Source organism: Paucihalobacter ruber (assembly GCF_006494535.1).
GTDB lineage: Bacteria > Bacteroidota > Bacteroidia > Flavobacteriales > Flavobacteriaceae > Paucihalobacter > Paucihalobacter ruber.
The window spans coordinates 157,893-175,475 of record NZ_VHIQ01000004.1 but is presented as its reverse complement, the minus strand read 5'-3'; the positions used below and the strand labels follow the sequence as shown (position 1 = coordinate 175,475).

General features: G+C 36.3%; 15 protein-coding genes. 8 read left to right on the top strand and 7 right to left on the bottom strand.

Annotated features, from left to right (window positions below; all coding sequences use genetic code 11):
- Positions 1-26 precede the first annotated feature (26 nt).
- Complete coding sequence (locus tag FJ651_RS09520) at positions 27-2,438, top strand: alpha-ketoacid dehydrogenase subunit alpha/beta (protein WP_140990284.1); 2,412 nt, start codon at positions 27-29, stop codon at positions 2,436-2,438.
- A gap of 106 nt (positions 2,439-2,544) precedes the next feature.
- Here FJ651_RS09520 and FJ651_RS09515 read toward each other — a convergent pair whose 3' ends face one another.
- On the bottom strand, positions 2,545-4,437 hold the full coding sequence (locus tag FJ651_RS09515; protein ID WP_140990283.1) for a M61 family metallopeptidase: 1,893 nt from the start codon (positions 4,435-4,437) through the stop codon (positions 2,545-2,547).
- A 241-nt stretch (positions 4,438-4,678) separates the two neighbouring features.
- Between FJ651_RS09515 and FJ651_RS09510 the strand changes: the two genes are divergently transcribed.
- Positions 4,679-5,686, top strand: a complete 1,008-nt coding sequence (locus tag FJ651_RS09510; protein ID WP_140990282.1) for a glycosyltransferase family 2 protein — start codon at positions 4,679-4,681, stop codon at positions 5,684-5,686.
- A gap of 12 nt (positions 5,687-5,698) precedes the next feature.
- On the opposite strand, the gene FJ651_RS09505 is transcribed toward FJ651_RS09510, so the two are convergent.
- Positions 5,699-6,655, bottom strand: coding sequence for a phosphoribosylaminoimidazolesuccinocarboxamide synthase (locus FJ651_RS09505; protein ID WP_140990281.1), 957 nt, complete (start codon positions 6,653-6,655; stop codon positions 5,699-5,701).
- A 75-nt stretch (positions 6,656-6,730) separates the two neighbouring features.
- Positions 6,731-7,684, bottom strand: a complete 954-nt coding sequence (locus FJ651_RS09500; protein ID WP_140990280.1) for a PhoH family protein — start codon at positions 7,682-7,684, stop codon at positions 6,731-6,733.
- Positions 7,685-7,893: 209 nt separating this feature from the next.
- On the opposite strand from FJ651_RS09500, the gene FJ651_RS09495 reads away from it, so the two are divergent.
- The 6 genes from FJ651_RS09495 to dnaN all read left to right on the top strand — a co-directional run bounded on the left by FJ651_RS09495 (position 7,894) and on the right by dnaN (position 13,121).
- Positions 7,894-8,718 carry an SAM hydrolase/SAM-dependent halogenase family protein gene (locus FJ651_RS09495; protein WP_140990279.1) on the top strand — a complete coding sequence of 275 codons (825 nt, stop codon included), beginning with the start codon at positions 7,894-7,896 and terminating at the stop codon, positions 8,716-8,718.
- Positions 8,719-8,728: 10 nt separating this feature from the next.
- Complete coding sequence (locus tag FJ651_RS09490) at positions 8,729-9,022, top strand: putative quinol monooxygenase (RefSeq protein WP_140990278.1); 294 nt, start codon at positions 8,729-8,731, stop codon at positions 9,020-9,022.
- A 13-nt stretch (positions 9,023-9,035) separates the two neighbouring features.
- Positions 9,036-9,764 (top strand): gliding motility-associated ABC transporter permease subunit GldF, encoded by a 729-nt coding sequence (gldF, locus tag FJ651_RS09485; protein ID WP_140990277.1) that lies wholly within the window; start codon positions 9,036-9,038, stop codon positions 9,762-9,764.
- Complete coding sequence (locus tag FJ651_RS09480; protein ID WP_140990276.1) at positions 9,761-10,255, top strand: hypothetical protein; 495 nt, start codon at positions 9,761-9,763, stop codon at positions 10,253-10,255. Before gldF ends, FJ651_RS09480 begins: the two co-directional genes overlap by 4 nt.
- On the top strand, positions 10,248-11,912 hold the full coding sequence (gene gldG, locus FJ651_RS09475) for a gliding motility-associated ABC transporter substrate-binding protein GldG (protein ID WP_140990275.1): 1,665 nt from the start codon (positions 10,248-10,250) through the stop codon (positions 11,910-11,912). The genes FJ651_RS09480 and gldG overlap by 8 nt, the downstream gene beginning before the upstream one ends.
- 90 nt (positions 11,913-12,002) lie before the next feature.
- On the top strand, positions 12,003-13,121 hold the full coding sequence (gene dnaN / locus FJ651_RS09470) for a DNA polymerase III subunit beta (RefSeq protein WP_140990274.1): 1,119 nt from the start codon (positions 12,003-12,005) through the stop codon (positions 13,119-13,121).
- A gap of 108 nt (positions 13,122-13,229) precedes the next feature.
- Here the strand turns inward: dnaN and FJ651_RS09465 are convergent, their stop codons facing one another.
- The 4 genes from FJ651_RS09465 to FJ651_RS09450 form a co-directional block, all read right to left on the bottom strand.
- Entirely contained in the window at positions 13,230-13,592 is a 363-nt protein-coding gene (locus FJ651_RS09465) for a DUF4870 domain-containing protein (protein ID WP_140990273.1), read from the bottom strand.
- Between the two features lie 53 nt (positions 13,593-13,645).
- Positions 13,646-13,834 carry a YgaP family membrane protein gene (locus FJ651_RS09460; protein WP_140990272.1) on the bottom strand — a complete coding sequence of 63 codons (189 nt, stop codon included), beginning with the start codon at positions 13,832-13,834 and terminating at the stop codon, positions 13,646-13,648.
- A gap of 27 nt (positions 13,835-13,861) precedes the next feature.
- Entirely contained in the window at positions 13,862-14,167 is a 306-nt protein-coding gene (locus FJ651_RS09455; RefSeq protein WP_140990271.1) for a hypothetical protein, read from the bottom strand.
- 189 nt (positions 14,168-14,356) lie between these two features.
- Positions 14,357-17,557, bottom strand: coding sequence for an efflux RND transporter permease subunit (locus FJ651_RS09450; protein ID WP_140990270.1), 3,201 nt, complete (start codon positions 17,555-17,557; stop codon positions 14,357-14,359).
- Between the last annotated feature and the right edge of the window lie 26 nt (positions 17,558-17,583).

The window sequence follows — 17,583 nt, the reverse complement described above, 5'->3', positions numbered from 1 at the left end:
TAAATTTGCATGCCAATAGATAACCAATGAAAACACAAACCGACTCAAAAACCGAAATTACCTTCGAGGATTTTAAAGCAGAAGTCTTAAACGACTATAAAATCGCTGTGGTGAGTCGAGAGTGTAGTATTTTAGGTCGCAAAGAAGTTTTAACAGGAAAAGCAAAATTCGGAATTTTTGGCGATGGTAAAGAAATACCACAACTAGCTTGGGCAAAAGCCTTTGAAGATGGTGATTTTCGGTCGGGTTATTATCGAGACCAAACCTTTATGATGGCTATTGGTGAGTTAACCATCGAGCAGTTCTTTGCCGGTTTATACGCCAATACTAATTTAGAAGAAGAACCTATGAGTGCCGGCAGGCAAATGGGTGGGCATTTTACTACTCATAGTTTAGACTCAAACGGCCATTGGAAAGACCTTACAAAACAAAAAAATTCTAGTGCCGATATCTCTCCTACAGCGGGACAAATGCCAAGACTGCTAGGTTTGGCTCAGGCATCAAAAATTTACAGAAATGTAGAAGGTATTGATACCAATAAATTTTCGGTTGAGGGCAATGAAGTAGCTTGGGGAACTATTGGAAATGCCAGTACTAGTGAAGGACTTTTCTTTGAAACTTTCAATGCAGCCGGAGTCCTTCAAGTACCAATGGTTATAAGCGTTTGGGATGACGATTACGGTATCTCCGTTCATGCCAAACATCAAACAACAAAAGAAAATATTTCTGAAATACTCAAAGGTTTTCAACGCGACGAACACAATAAAGGCTTTGAAATAATGCGTGTTAATGGTTGGAATTATCCCGAATTAATCGATACCTATCAGCGGGCTTCACAGTTATCAAGAAAAGAACACGTACCAGTACTTATTCACGTTCAAGAATTAACACAGCCCCAAGGTCACTCTACCTCTGGATCTCACGAGCGCTACAAATCTGAAGAACGCCTGCAATGGGAACGCGACTTCGATTGTAATCTTCAAATGCGTAATTGGATTATTAGCAATAACATTGCTACCTCTGAAGAATTAGAAGACATTGAAAAAAGCGCAAAAAAAGAGGTAAGAGAAGGAAAAAAAGCAGCTTGGAACAACTACCTGCAACCTATTTTAGAGGAGCGCACACAAGTTGTTCAACTTATTCAAAACGCAGCACTTAAGAGCGATAATAAAGTTTTTATTGATAAGCAGGTCAACGAACTACTCGACATTAAAGAACCTTACAGAAAAGATGTTATTTCGGCAGCTAGAAAGGCATTGCGTTACATGATAAGCGAATCGTTTAGTGAAAAAGAACAACTCAGCCAATGGATTGCTAATTATTTTGAGAAAATTCAACCAAAATACAGCTCACATCTATACAGTCAGACAACTTTAGCCGCTACCAATCAAAAAGCGGTTAACCCAACATACAATAATCAACCACCAATGGTGGATGGCAGAATTATCTTGCGGGATAACTTTGACGCCATCTTTGTAAAGCATCCAAATGCATTAATTTTTGGTGAAGATGCCGGATATATTGGTGATGTTAACCAAGGGCTTGAAGGTTTGCAGGAAAAACATGGCGAATTAAGAGTGGCAGATACAGGTATTAGAGAAGCTACCATTGTTGGTCAGGGAATTGGGATGGCCATGCGCGGTTTAAGACCCATTGCCGAAATACAATATCTGGATTACTTAATGTATGCCTTACAAATTATTAGCGATGATTTAGCAACACTTCACTACCGAACAGTCGGAAAGCAAAAGGCACCACTTATTGTTAGAACACGCGGTCACCGATTAGAAGGTATTTGGCATTCGGGTTCTCAAATGGGTGGAATATTAAACCTGGTTAGAGGTATGCATGTATTGGTACCAAGAAATATGACCAAAGCAGCAGGTTTCTACAACACTTTGATGGAAAGCGATGAACCTGCATTGGTTATTGAATGTTTAAACGGCTATCGCCTTAAAGAACCAATGCCCGAAAATATAGGTGAATTTAAAACACCTTTGGGTGTGGTTGAAACCTTAAAAGAAGGAACCGACATTACCTTAATCTCCTATGGTTCTACACTTCGACTTGTAGAACAAGCCGCTTTAGAACTGCATGAAGTTGGAATTGATGCCGAAGTTATAGACGTGCAATCATTACTGCCATTCGATTTAAACCACGATATTGCCGAAAGTGTTGCTAAAACAAATCGCGTTTTAATAATAGACGAAGATGTAGAAGGTGGTGCTTCGGCTTACATTCTTAATCAATTGATTCAAAATCAAAATATTTTTCAGTACTTAGATAGTGTACCAAAAACTTTAACGGCCAAGCCACATCGTCCTGCCTATGGCACTGATGGAGATTATTTTAGTAAACCTTCAGCAGAAGATATTTTTGAGACGGTTTATCGAATAATGCATGAAGTTAATCCTTTGGATTACCCGAAATTTATATAAGTTATTTAGTCAGGCAAATAACTTGCTATTCAAAAGAATTATCTAATAAAAAAACCATCGTTAATTCGATGGTTTTTTTAAACTTATAATTTATGTCTTTATAGTGTTACCCTTTTAACCAAGCATTACGCAAATTTAACTGTGCCTGAGTTGGATCTGTAACTGATTGTAATGAAACACCTGTTGCAAAAGCTTCGGTGAGTGTTGCTTTAAGAATTCTGCTTTCCCCGTTACGCTCTAATTCCAGTTCAATTTCCATACCCGGTTGCCACATGTACATACCTCCTAAAATCATTTGTGCAGCCTCCATTGTAAGTTCAGTACCGTTTACTTTTTTAATGATATCACCGGCTTGAATATCTTGCGATGCCCAAAATGAGTTTTGTAAAGCCAAATCATTAAAAAAGATGTCTCCTTTTTGTTGATCGGCACCAAAAATAAAGGCATTTCCACTTTGGATATAATTTGTTTTTACCTGCTTTTCGGCAAATTCTAAACCAACCTTTTCAAAAAAGTCGGCGTAGTTGATAGGTGTATCGCCTTCAACATGAACTTTTAAAAATTCACCAACCTCAGGATATGTCATAGCAGTAATTTCAGTTATCAAATCGTCATCTTTAAAAGGCTTATTTTTCCCGTATTTTAATGATAATTCTTTCATTAACGATAACATACTTCTGTTACCACCGCTTTGCTCTCGCATCAAAATATCTATACACATACCAATTAAAGCACCTTTTTGATAGACGTTATAATAATTGGATGCATAAGGTTCATCTAATACATTCTCGCTCATCACCGTAAAACTCATATCATCATTCATGGTTAATGAACTTTGTATTTTTTCGGTAATAACATCGTAAAATTCTTCATCAGTCATTAATCCTTTATAAACCTGAAAATGTTGTGCGAAATATTCTGTAACGCCTTCGTACATCCATAAATGTTTAGAGAAAGTTGGCTGGTAATAATCAAAGTAATGAATATCTTCAGAGTGAACTGATAAAGGTGTTACAATATGAAAAAATTCGTGCGCAACAATATCAATAATTGATTTAGATAATGAATTGGCATCCATCGCCTCGGGCATCACCACTACGGTTGAAGTATGATGCTCTAAAGCACCAAAACCTTTCGGTTGATCCTCGCCGGCACCGGCCAAATAAATATAAATGTCGTATCGTGGTGTGCTGTCTATATCGCCCAAATATGCCTTTTGAGCTTCCATCATTGTTATTACTGTTTCTTTTAAGCTTTGAGCTGAGTGCAATTTGTTAGGGGAATACACACTCAACACAATTTTTATGTCGCCCACCATAAAGGTTTCTACCTCAAGCTTTCCGTACATCATAGGGTTATCGGTGATATCGAAATAGCGAGGTGCATAATAGGTAGTGGTTATAGTTTGTCCATCTGCCGAAGTCTTACTGCCTGTTTCCTGTAAAGCAGAAGTTCTCACAAAATCTGCCGGGGCATCAATATCAACTGTGTATTGAGCTGATTTTAAATGGTCGAAATAACCTATAAACCCATGTAAGTTTAAAACGTAATTGTCGGGAGAGATGTTAGTACCGGCCGGAGAAAATGGCTGCTCGCCTCCTATTCCGCCACCAACTTCAATATCGAAGGTATCATTAACCAAATATTTAATCTTATCTACTTGTGTGGCGTTAGTGATAGTCCATGAATTCTCATCTGTTTTGGTAACACTTACAGTATTTCCATTGTAATCTACAGCCTTCAAATCATCTACATATTTACCAAAATCACTTACAGAATAGGTTCCTTGAACTACTCTGGGCAATCGATAAATTACGGTATCTTGTGTAAATCTACCCGGATTTACAACTACCGGAACTCGATCGTCTACAACAGCAGTTAAATCCAGATTAACGGCAATCGGGTTACTTATGGCTAAATCTGAAACTTGCTTGTTGGAACCGGTTTTGCAAGCGGTTAATAATAAAAGTGAAATAAAAAGCAGATAAAAGTTTTTCATAATATTGATTAAATGAATTTTAAAATATGAATAAGACGTGCAAAGCTACAAAGCGTTACAGGAATTTTATATAAAATTTATGATTATTTAAACGCTATGAAGAAGTTTGAGATAAAAAGGGAAGTTTCGGGATGGATGACCGTAAACCATATTTAGGTAAGATGATTTTCTGGAAAAGGCTTCAAATCAAAGATAAATATGAACTTCAAGAATATAACACTCGATTTTTTAAATTTGTACTATGAATCAGCCGTTGATAAGTATTCTAACTCCTTTTAAAAATACAGCCGAGTTTTTACCTGAGTGCCTAAATTCTATAATTTCACAATCTTACCAGAACTGGGAATTATTGATTGTTGACGACTACTCAACCGACAACAGCTACCAAATTGTTGAGAAATTTGCCCAAAATGATAATCGGATTAAGCTTTTTAAAAATAACGACCACGGAATTATTGAAGCATTAAAAACAGCCTATAGCAATAGTGAAGGTAACTTAATAACGCGCATGGACAGCGACGATGTCATGGCTAGCGCGAAGCTGGAGACAATGGCAAAACAACTACTTGACTATGGCAAAGGCCACATTGCATTAGGATTTGTAAAGTATTTTAGTGAGGAAGGTATTAGCGATGGTTACAGTAAATATGAAAACTGGTTGAACAACCTAACCGAAAATGGCAACAATTACAGCGATTTGTATAAAGAGTGCGTTATTGCTTCACCTTGCTGGATGGTTTATAAAACCGATTTAGATAGATGCAATGCCTTTAATCCAAACCGATACCCTGAAGATTACGATTTGGTTTTTAGATTTTACGAAGCAAAATTAAAATGCATTCCTTCAAGCCAAATTTTACATTACTGGCGTGATTACAGCTGGCGAACTTCAAGAACACACGAACATTACGCCATGAATTACTTTTTGGATATTAAGATGTATTACTTTTTAAAACTTAATTTTGACTCTAGCAGACCACTGGCATTACTTGGAGCAGGTTTTAAAGGAAAGGTTATTGCAAGTCACTTGGTCAAAAACAATGTCCCATTTCATTGGATTTGCGACAATCCCAAAAAAATTGGCCGAAAGATATACGATGTGATGCTCCACGATTACCCATCTATTGAAACACTTAAAAATCCGCAAATAATAGTATCAGTAGCTAACGCTGATGCACAGAAGGAAATCAAACAACTATTAAACAATAAGCAAATAAAACCTATGGAAGATTACTTCTTTTTTTGTTGATTATTATAAGGACTATAAGCTAGCTAAAAAAGACATTACATTCTTTTCTATTCTGCTTTGGATATTTGTAGTGTTAGATTTTATAAAAGTTTCGCCGGTAATGTTTTCATATAGTTCAATATAGCGATTACTAATTTCTAAAATATAATCATCTGACATTTCAGGAAGTTTTTGTTCTTCAAGACCTTGAAAACCGTTAGCAATTAACCATTGTCTTACAAATTCTTTAGATAGCTGCTTTTGTGCTTCACCTCTATCTTGTCTTTCTTGGTAGCCTTCGGCATAAAAATAACGTGAAGAATCGGGTGTGTGAATTTCATCTATCAGCACAATTTTACCGTCTTTGGTTTTTCCAAATTCATATTTGGTGTCTACCAAAATTAGGCCTCGATTGGTTGCAATTTCAGTACCGCGATTAAACAATTTATGCGTGTAATCTTCTAGAATGACATAATCTTCGGCGCTAACAATGCCTCTTTTTATAATATCTTCTTTTGAAATATCTTCGTCGTGTGCGCCCATTTCAGCTTTTGTAGCTGGCGTGATGATCGGATTGGGAAATGCATCGTTTTCTTTCATGCCTTCGGGCATTTCAACGCCGCATAAGAGTCGTTTTCCTGCTTTGTATTCGCGTGCAGCATGACCTGATAAATAACCTCTTATCACCATTTCAACTTTAAAAGGCTCGCATAAATGACCAATAGCTACATTTGGATCTGGCGTGGCCATAAGCCAATTGGGAACCACATCTTGTGTGGCAGCCATCATTTTTGTAGCTATTTCGTTTAAGATTTGTCCTTTAAACGGGATTCCTTTTGGCATCACCACATCAAAAGCACTAAGCCTGTCTGTAGCAATCATTACCAATAGTTCGTCATTAATATTGTAAACTTCCCTAACCTTTCCCTTATAAACACTTACTTGTCTTGGAAAATTAAAATTGGTTGCAGTAATGGTATTAGGTAACATGGTATATTTTTTAAACCCTTAAATTATATGGTTTTTTAATCTCGAAACCACAAACTATAAACTCTGAACATAAAACTAATCCCTATTCTCAATATTTTTATAGGCCGCAATAATTTGCTTCACCAGCTTGTGTCTTATCACATCCTTATCGTCTAAAAATACCATGCCAACACCTTCAACGTCTTTTAATATCAATAAAGCTTCTTTTAAACCCGAAATAGTTCTGCGAGGTAAGTCTATTTGTCCGGGATCGCCGGTAAGCAAAAACTTAGCGTTTTTTCCCATACGGGTTAAAAACATTTTCATCTGGTTATGCGTGGTATTTTGACCTTCATCTAAAATAACAAAAGCATTGTCTAAGGTTCGGCCACGCATAAAAGCCAAAGGAGCAATTTGAATGACACCGGTTTCTAAAAAATTTGCAAGCTTTTCAGCTGGTATCATATCGCGTAACGCATCATACAGCGGTTGCATATACGGATCTAATTTTTCTTTTAAATCACCCGGTAAAAAACCTAAGTTTTCACCGGCTTCAACCGCAGGTCTTGTTAAAATAATACGCTTTACTTCTTTATTCTTTAACGCTTTAACAGCAAGAGCAACACCGGTGTAAGTTTTACCGGTTCCGGCAGGGCCAATGGCAAAAACCATATCATTTTTACGCATACTTTCAACTAATTTGCGCTGATTGGCCGTTTGTGGTTTGATGATTTTACCGCCAACGCCGTGCAAAATCACATCGCCGGCTTGGTCTGATGTGGTATAGTCTGCGCTACTTTCGCTTGTTAAAACCCTTTCAATCATATTTTCGTCTAAACGATTGTATTTGCCAAAATGAACCATTAGCATGGTCATGCGGCGATCAAACTCCTCTAATTGCTCTTCCTCTCCATAGGCCTTAATTTTATTGCCTCGGGCTACAATTTTTAACTTCGGAAAATACTTCTTTAATACTTCAATGTTGACGTTGTGTGCGCCAAAGAATTCTTTTGGGGAGATTTCTTCTAATTCTAGGATAAGTTCGTTCAAAAGCGATGGGTATTTAGTAAAATTATCTGTTTTGTTTTATTAGTTTTGTGCTTGAATTAAAGATAAGATTTTAAGATTATCTATTACAAATCTAAATGAAAATATTTAGAGTAAACATTTTCGTTTAAACTAAAAACAAAATAGTTTTTAACATGCGTTAAGACCTTCATTTTTAAAATTAAATCATAAAAAACTAACAACATCTTAACATGGCAATCATCACACTTACAACAGATTTTGGCGAAAAAGACTATTTCGCCGGAGCCGTTAAAGGTGCTATTTACAGCGAGCTTCCCGATGTTAAAATTGTTGATATCTCGCATTCTGTTTCGCCTTTTAATATTTCGGAGGCTGCTTACATAACTATGAGTGCCTATAGCAGTTTTCCTAAAGGAACGATTCATATTATTGGAATAGATTCTGAATTACATCAGGAGAACAAACACATAGCTGTTAAGCTTGACGACCACTATTTTATTTGCGCAAACAACGGCATAATGAGCATGGTTTGCCAACAAATAGCCCCTTCCGAAATTGTAGAAATCAATATACACGACAAAATTGAAACCAGTTTTCCCGTTTTGGATGTGTTTGTAAAGGTTGCCTGCCACATTGCACGTGGAGGCACTTTAGGTGTTATTGGAAAAACGATTGACACCATCAAACCAATTAAAAACATGGTGCCATTGGTAAACGACGAGAAAAATCAAATTATTGGCAGTGTTATCTACATAGATAATTACGGAAATGTGGTTTCTAATATAAAACATAAGTTTTTTCAGGACATTCAAAAAGGACGCAGTTTTCAAATTTCAGCACGTAATCATAAATTCTCAATCATCTATAAAAAATACAGCGATGTGGTTAATTTCGATGTAGGCGAATCTGAATACGAAGGTCGCGGACTTGTGGTTATCAATACAGCGGGTTATCTTGAAATTGCCATTTATAAAAGCAACAACAATACCATTGGCGGTGCATCTACGCTAATGGGTCTAAAAGAAATGGATACCATTACCATAAATTTTACATAAAACAAAACCCATGTTAGTAAGAATTGTAAAAATGAGTTTTGAACCGGCAAAAATTCCGGAATTTCTCGATAACTTTCACCAAAATAAAAAAGCCATCAGAAATTTTGAAGGTTGCCAATTACTAGAGTTGTATGCCGATAAAAATCAGAGCAATATCTATTTCACTTACAGCTATTGGGAAAATGATTATAATTTGGAAAATTACCGTAATTCAGACTTATTTAAACAAGTTTGGGCCAAAACAAAACCGTTGTTCAATGATCAACCCCAAGCATGGAGCGTTGATAAAATTGTAACTTTATAAATTATTACTAATCATGAAAGCCATATTTATTAAAGAAATTAACTCATTTTTTGCGTCACCCATTGGCTATTTGGTGGTTGGTATCTTTTTGATTATTAACGGACTTTTCCTTTTTGTATTTAAAGGGGAATTCAATATACTCGATAATGGCTTTGCAGATTTATCAGCTTTTTTTGTTCTAGCACCATGGGTGTTTTTATTTTTGGTCCCGGCTGTAACCATGCGCAGTTTTTCCGAAGAAAGAAAACAAGGTACTATTGAGGTTTTACTTACAAAACCAATTTCATCATTTCAATTAGTGTTTGGTAAATTTCTTGGCTCATTTACGCTCATATTTATAGCGTTATTGCCTACGCTTTTATATGTTTTTACAATTTGGCAATTGGGCAATCCTGTAGGTAATTTAGATTTAGCAGCCACAACAGGATCTTATATAGGTTTGTTGTTTTTGGCAGCTACTTTTACTGCAATTGGTGTATTTGCCTCCACCCTATCTCAAAACCAAATTGTAGCTTTTATTATTACCATTTTATTGTGTTTTATAATGCTGTATGGTTTTGATGGTCTGGCAGATCTTAATGTATTAAATAACACATTTAAGATTGAAACTTTGGGTCTAAATTATCATTTTAACAGTGTTAGTCGCGGAGTTATCGACACACGTAATCTCATCTATTTTGTAAGTGTTACGACTGTATTTTTAGTATTTACAAAACTCAACCTTAACCAAATTAAACAATGATTGTAACACCTGCTTTAGTTATTTTTTTAGTTCTTACTTTTATTCCTGTTTTTCTGTTTGTGCGAACCATCGATAAAAGAAAATGGTTAAGCCTGTTGGTAAGTGTCGTGTTAACACCCCTTATTTACTTTTATATGCTTTATCCGTTCTTAAATATTATTGTGCCTTTTCACCATGAAAAATATTTTAATGCCGAAAAATGGGAGAAGAAACCCGGTTTACGCTACGAAATGATTAGTCATATTGTAAATGACAGCGTTTTCTTCGGAAAAACTAAAACTGAAGTCGATAATCTCATAGGAACTTATGAATGGTTAAGTTGGGACGACAGTTTAAAACAACACGACGAGAACAAATGGAACTACGGACTTGGCCTATTGCCCGGCGCCTTTAATGAAGAAAAAGAGTGTGCTACCTTCATCTTCAAGAATGATACTCTGGTAGAAATTGAACGCTATAAGGAGCAAATTGTATACGAGGATAATGAGTAATTCTAAATTTAAAATACCTGTTATTGTTATAATTTTAGTGGTAATTGCTAACATTGTTAGTCAGCAATTTTACGGCAGGTTCGATTTAACAAAAGACAAACGCTACACCCTTTCTGATGCTGCTATTGAAACAGTAGTGAATGTAGATTCACCTATTATAATTGACGTGTTTTTAGAAGGCGAATTCCCTTCGGAGTTTAAACGACTCAGAAATGAAACGCAACAATTATTGGAAGAATTTAAAGTCCACAACCCAAACATTATCTTTAATTTTTTTAATCCAACAAAAGACGAAACCAATAAAGAAGAAATCATTTCGCAACTTACCGAACGCGGACTACAACCATATCAAATTAACGTGAAAGAAAGTGGTAAAACGTCGCAAACCATTATATTTCCTTGGGCATTGGCAAGTTATGAAGATTATTCGGTTAAAATTCCTTTGATTAAAAATCGATTGGGAGATACCCAACAGGATTTAGTTAATAATTCTGTTCAGCATCTAGAATACGCCTTTGCCGATGCTTTTAAAAAGCTTACGCAAGACAAGGAAAAAAGAATTGCAGTGCTCAAAGGTAACGGACAGTTAGAAGACATCTACATCGCCGATTTTTTACAGTCTGTACGCGAATATTATTTTATTGCACCATTTACTTTAGACAGCGTTGCACAACAACCACAAAAAACCTTAGAACAACTTAAATCTTTCGATTTAGTGATTTCGGCAAAACCTAGTGAGTCGTTTTCTGAAGAAGAAAAGCTGGTTTTAGACCAACACTTAATGTCTGGAGGTAAAAGCATTTGGCTTACTGAAGGTGTTATTATGGATCGCGATAGTCTTTATTCAGAAAGTGGTAGCGCAGTAGCAGTAATTAAAGACTTAAATCTCAACGATTTTTTCTTTAAATATGGCATACGCATCAATCCTAATATTGTTTTAGATATGTATTCGTCACCCATTCCTTTGGCTGTAGGCGAAGGAAATAATATGCAGTTAATGCCCATTACCTGGCAGTATTCGCCATTAGCGGCCAGCAACCCCGAGCATCCTATTACCACCAATCTTAATCTTGTTAAGTTTGATTTCGCAAGTCAAATAGATACACTCAAAAATAATCTTAATAAAACAGTTTTATTGCAAAGCTCTCCATTGTCTAAACTTCAAGGTGTGCCGGCAATGATAAGTCTCGATATAGTAACGGCAGAACCCGATAAAACTTCATTTAACAAGGGTCCGCAAAACTTAGCTGTGCTAATCGAAGGCGAATTCACCTCTGTTTACAATAATCGTGTTTTACCTTTTGAACTCACTAATTTTAAAAGTACCGGCAATAATTCTAAAATGTTAGTTATTTCTGACGGCGATGTCATAAAAAACGATGTTTTAAGAAAACAGCCACAAGATTTAGGTTTTGATAGATCTGGTAACCAACCGGTTGGAAATAAAGAATTTTTACTGAACGCGGTTAATTATATGTTGCAAGACGACGGACTCGTTAAACTGCGCAGTAAAGAAGTGGCCATTGCCTTTTTAGACCCTGAAAAAATTGCTCCCGAAAAAACAAAATGGCAAGTTATCGCAGTAGCCTTACCGCTTTTAATTCTTGCTGTTTTCAGTCTTGTATTTGGGTATTTAAGAAAACAACAATACACTTAAAACTTGTTAATAAGTTTGTTTTAAAAACCAACAGTATTGAGATATATTTGTAAACCTGAATAATAGTCAAAAGAAACCAAAATAATATACATGAAATTCATTGTATCGAGTACAACTTTACTAAAGCAATTGCAAGTGTTAGGCGGTGTTATCAACACGTCGAATACTTTGCCTATTCTGGATAACTTTTTGTTTGAACTAAAAGATTCAAAACTTACTGTTTCTGCTAGCGACTTGGAAACAACCATGTCTTCAACTTTAAGCGTCGAGGCCGATGAAGACGGCAGTATTGCGCTTCCTGCAAGAATTTTGTTAGACACGCTTAAAACCTTTCCGGAACAACCTTTAACTTTTGTAGTAGAAGATAATCACACTGTAGAAATTAGCTCCAGTCATGGTAAATACGCTGTGGCCTATGCTGAAGGATCTGAATTTCCAAAATCGGTAAATCTGGAAGATCCAAGCAGCACTACAATGGTTGGTGATGTATTGGCAACTGCTATTAGCAAAACCATTTTTGCAGCCGGTAATGATGATTTACGTCCGGTTATGAGCGGTGTGTTCTTTCAGTTTTCGACCGAGGGTTTGACATTTGTAGCCACAGACGCACACAAGCTGGTAAAGTATAGTCGCAGTGACGTAAGTGCTTCACAAGTAGCCGAATTTATTATGCCTAAAAAACCTCTCAATCTTTTAAAAGGTATTCTGGCAGGAAGTGAAGATGAAATACTAATTGAGTACAACGAATCTAATGCCAAATTTACCTTTAATAACACGCAGTTGGTCTGTAGATTAATTGATGGTAAATACCCTAACTATGAGGCCGTAATTCCAAAAGAAAATCCAAATAAACTACTTATCGACAGATCACAATTTTTAAGTTCAGTGAGACGTGTGAGTATTTTTTCTAACAAAACAACACATCAAATAAGATTAAAAATTGCCGGTGCCGAACTAAACATTTCAGCCGAAGATATTGATTTTAGTAATAAAGCCGAAGAACGTTTAAGTTGTGATTATCAGGGAGACGATATGCAAATTGGTTTTAACTCACGTTTTCTAACAGAAATGTTGAACAATCTTAGTTCAGATAACGTTCAACTAGAAATGAGCTTGCCAAATCGTGCCGGTATTTTAACACCCGCCGATGGTTTGGATGAAGGCGAACAAATTATCATGCTGGTAATGCCGGTCATGCTAAATAACTAACAACTAATACAATCCAAAATTAAAGCCCGCAGTAATGTGGGCTTTTTTATTTGATGTGTTTGGTATGAGTCTACAATTAACACGTAACCCACGGTTGAAACCGTGAGTTTATTGAATAAATCGAATACTTAACGGATAAGAAGGCATCTCCCCATTACTGGCTTTAATAGCATTGATGATGGGGAAAACAAAAGAGATAATTCCTATTATGATAAGACCTAAAATCCCGAGTCCGATTAAAAAAATCAATGGAACGCAAATAATAGCGTAAATGATCATACTCAATTGAAAGTTTACGATAGACTTACCGTGTTCGTCCATGCCTTCTATTTTGTCTTTTTGAGTTAACCAAAGTATCAACGGAACGAGCAAACCGCCAAATCCTGTAATATAGCTTAGCATTTGTGATAAATGCGTTATAACTATTAATTGATTGTCAACGCGTTTTAAAGTGTGGTAGTTAGATTCCATAATATATCCATTTATACTATTTAGACTACCAAACTTTAAAAATGTTACATTTTTTAACTTTTAACCTTAAAAACTTTCTCCAAAATAGTATCCATTAAACACCATTTGGTTAAAGACGATTGTAACAAATTGGCACCAACAAAAGCTGTGAACCACAACCAGTTAATGTTTACATAAATTGCTAACAGCAAACTAATTAATATAAAGGTACCTGCTATACCTCTTACAATTCTGTTTTTCATAAATATAGATTTATTAATGATTTAATTTCAAATTGATTGTTCTATCGGAATTACTACTGCTCTAATAGGATTATTGGTTTCAACTCCTTGATTAAAAACACTGATGAGTTCAAATAAATTTTTAATGTTTTCGTCTTCGGTAAATGAAAAAAACATCACCGACTCGCTCGCACCTTTCACGCTGGGAAACCAACTGGAAGTTGCCAATAAATCGTTTTGATTTTTATAGCCTTCTATTTCTGAGCCACTAAAACTCTCGATATTGGCTTTTTTAAAGAGTTTCAAAACATCATCTTGAAAATCTTCAACGGCTGTTACAATTACTAATTTCATTTTAGTCTATTATTTTATTGTTCGCTAAACTTATTCTCATCTTTTAAATGAAACACCATCTTTGTGAACCTCTGCAGTTCTCTATGTAACTTCGCGTTATAGCTGTATCACAAAGGGTCGCAAAGTAGCTCAAAGTTTCACGAAGATTTTAGTGAATTTTTGTTTTGCTATGTATTAATAATAATTTTATCATTTATAATTTTTCTTTTCAATCATGTAATACACCAATGGCACCACCAACAGTGTTAAAAATGTTGACATAATGGTACCGCCCATTAATGAGATGGCCAATCCTTGGAAAATAGGATCAAATAAAATCACAAAGGCACCAATCACCACCGTACCGGCTGTTAATAAAATTGGTGTAGTTCTTACCGCACCGGCTTCTATTACCGCCTGTTTTAAAGGAATACCTTCTTCTAATCTCAAATTCACAAAGTCAATAAGTAATACCGAATTCCTCACCATAATACCTGCTAAAGCTATCATACCTATAAAAGAGGTTGCAGTAAAAAATGCACCCATCATCCAGTGACCTAATACAATACCAATTAAAGATAATGGTATGGCCACCATCATCACGATTGGCGCTTTAAAGTTTTGAAACCAGCCAACAATCAAGATGTATATAATGAAAATGACTCCTAAAAATGCCACACCTAAATCTCTAAATACCTCAAGTGTAATTTGCCATTCGCCATCCCATTTAACCGTGTAGTTATCTTCAAAATCGGGTTGTTTGATGTAAAGTTCATCTAGTTTGTAGCCTGCTGGTAAATCTATGGCTTGCAACTTATCGCTGATGCCTAATATGGCGTACACCGGACTTTCGAGCGCTCCTGCCATATCGGCCATTACATACACCACACGCTTTTGGTTTTTTCGGTAAATACTTTTGGGTTTAATACCTTCTTCAATGGTTACCAAATCAGATACCGGTACCATATTGCCTGTATTAGATTTTATTTGTAAACCCAACACATCGTCAATACTCGTTTTTTCTTGTTCGGCTAAGGCTAATACCACACCCACTTGTTTAGACGCATTCTCATCATATAAATTGGTAATGGCACGCTTGCCTAAAGCCATATTCATGGTGTGTGTGATTTGCTCCGGCATTACCCCGTAAAGCATGGATTTTTCTTTATCAATAATAAGCTGATATTCTTTTTGATCGGCTTCTACCATCCAATCTACATCCACCACATCGGTTGTGTTGATTAAAATATTTTGAACCGCATCGGCTACTTTTATTTGCTCTTCGTAATCCGGACCGTAAATTTCGGCTACAATGGTTGATAATACCGGTGGTCCTGGTGGTACTTCTACCAACTTCACATTAGCGTTGAACTTGGCAGCAATCTTCTGAATATCTGGGCGTAGCAACTTTGCAATGTCATGACTTTGGGCTTTTCTATCGTGTTTATCTGTTAAGTTCACTTGAATATCAGCCATATTACTACCGCCACGCAAATCGTAGTGGCGTACCAATCCGTTAAAAGTAATTGGTGCCGATGTACCAACATAACTTTGATAATTTACCACTTCAGGTCTTGTGGCTAAATACTGTGAAATTTCTTTAGTCACTACAGCTGTACGCTCCAATGTAGTGCCTTCAGGCATATCGATAACTACCTGAAATTCGTTTTTGTTATCAAATGGCAACATTTTAACCGCTACCGTTTTTGTAAAAAACAATCCTACAGAACCTAACAGTAAAAAAAAGGTAATACCTAAAAACAACCAGCGCTTGGTTTTATTTTCAATCAGCGGATTTTCAAATTTTGCATAAATCTTGTAGATCATGGTATCTGAAATATCCTTGGCTTCTTCTACTTCACCGGCCTCATTTTTCTTGTCTTTTTCACGTAAGAAAATGTAACCTAAATACGGTGTGATGGTCAAGGCTACAAACAGAGATAAAATCATGGCAATAGAAGCACCTATGGGCATCGGACTCATATATGGACCCATTAAACCACTTACAAAAGCCATTGGTAGCACAGAGGCAATTACTGTAAATGTGGCTAAAATAGTTGGGTTACCTACTTCATTGATAGCATACAAAGCTGCCTGTTTAAAAGGCAAACGTTTCATTTTAAAATGCCTGTGCATATTTTCGGCAATGATAATGGAATCATCCACCACAATACCGGTAACGAATACCAAAGCGAATAGTGTAATTCTATTTAAAGTGTAATCTAATAAATAGTAGCTCAATAATGTTAAAGCAAAGGTAATTGGAACCGATAAAAATACCACCAAACCACCGCGCCAGCCCATTGCCAGCATTACAACGATGGTTACGGCGATGATAGCACCAATTAAGTGCAATAACAGTTCTGAAACTTTTTGCGAGGCCGTTTCGCCGTAATTTCTCGTGATTTCAACATGAACATCGTCGGGAATTAAATTGCTGCGTAAGTGTTCTACCTTATCCAGAATAATATCTGAAATCTTCATAGCATCAGCACCTTTGCGCTTAGCTACAGAAATGGTAACGGCAGCATATTCGCCTTTGAATTCAGATTTTTTAGTGCTGGAACCACCAAACCCCAAAGCACTGTAGGTTTCAGGAATTTCCGGTCCATCGATAATATCGGCGACTTGTTTTAAGTAAACAGGCTGATTATCTCGTGTGCCAACTATAAGTTGTTCTACATCGGTAGTCGATTTTAGAAATTCGCCTGTGGTTACAGAAAATTCGGTATCTCTATTACTAAAATTACCGGCACTTAACTGCTGATTACTCGCGCGAATCATTTGGGCAACAGTCAAAAAATCGAGACCGCTGGCAGCTAATTTATCTTTATCTAATACTACTCGAACTTCGCGATCTCGCCCACCAATACGATGTGTAATGGCAACATCGGTAATTTTTTCAATTTCGTTAGTGAGTTCCTGAGCCATCAGTTTAAGCTCATAATCATCATAGTTTTCACTCCACAAGGTTAAACCAAGCATTGGTACATCGTCAATGGCTCTGGTTTTCACAAGCGGAAAGGTGACGCCTTGTGGCATTTCATCCATATGCTTATTAATCTCATTGTAAAGCTTTACAAACGAGCGCTCAATGTCTTCGCCTACATAAAACTGAACAATCACCATTCCTTGCTCATTCATGGCGGTAGAATAGACATACTCTACACCGGTGATGTTGGAAATCAATTTCTCTAAGGGTTTTAAGACCCGTGATTCTACCTCGGTTGGACTGGCACCGGGATAGCCTACAAAAATGTCGGCCATGGGCACATCAATTTGAGGTTCTTCCTCACGCGGAATTAAAAACGAACTATATACGCCAATCACCATAAACACCACCATGAGTAATATGGTGAGCTTTGAAGTCATAAATGCTTTGGCAATTTTTCCTGCTAATCCTTCTTTCATGTTTTTATATGTTTAATTTGCATTTT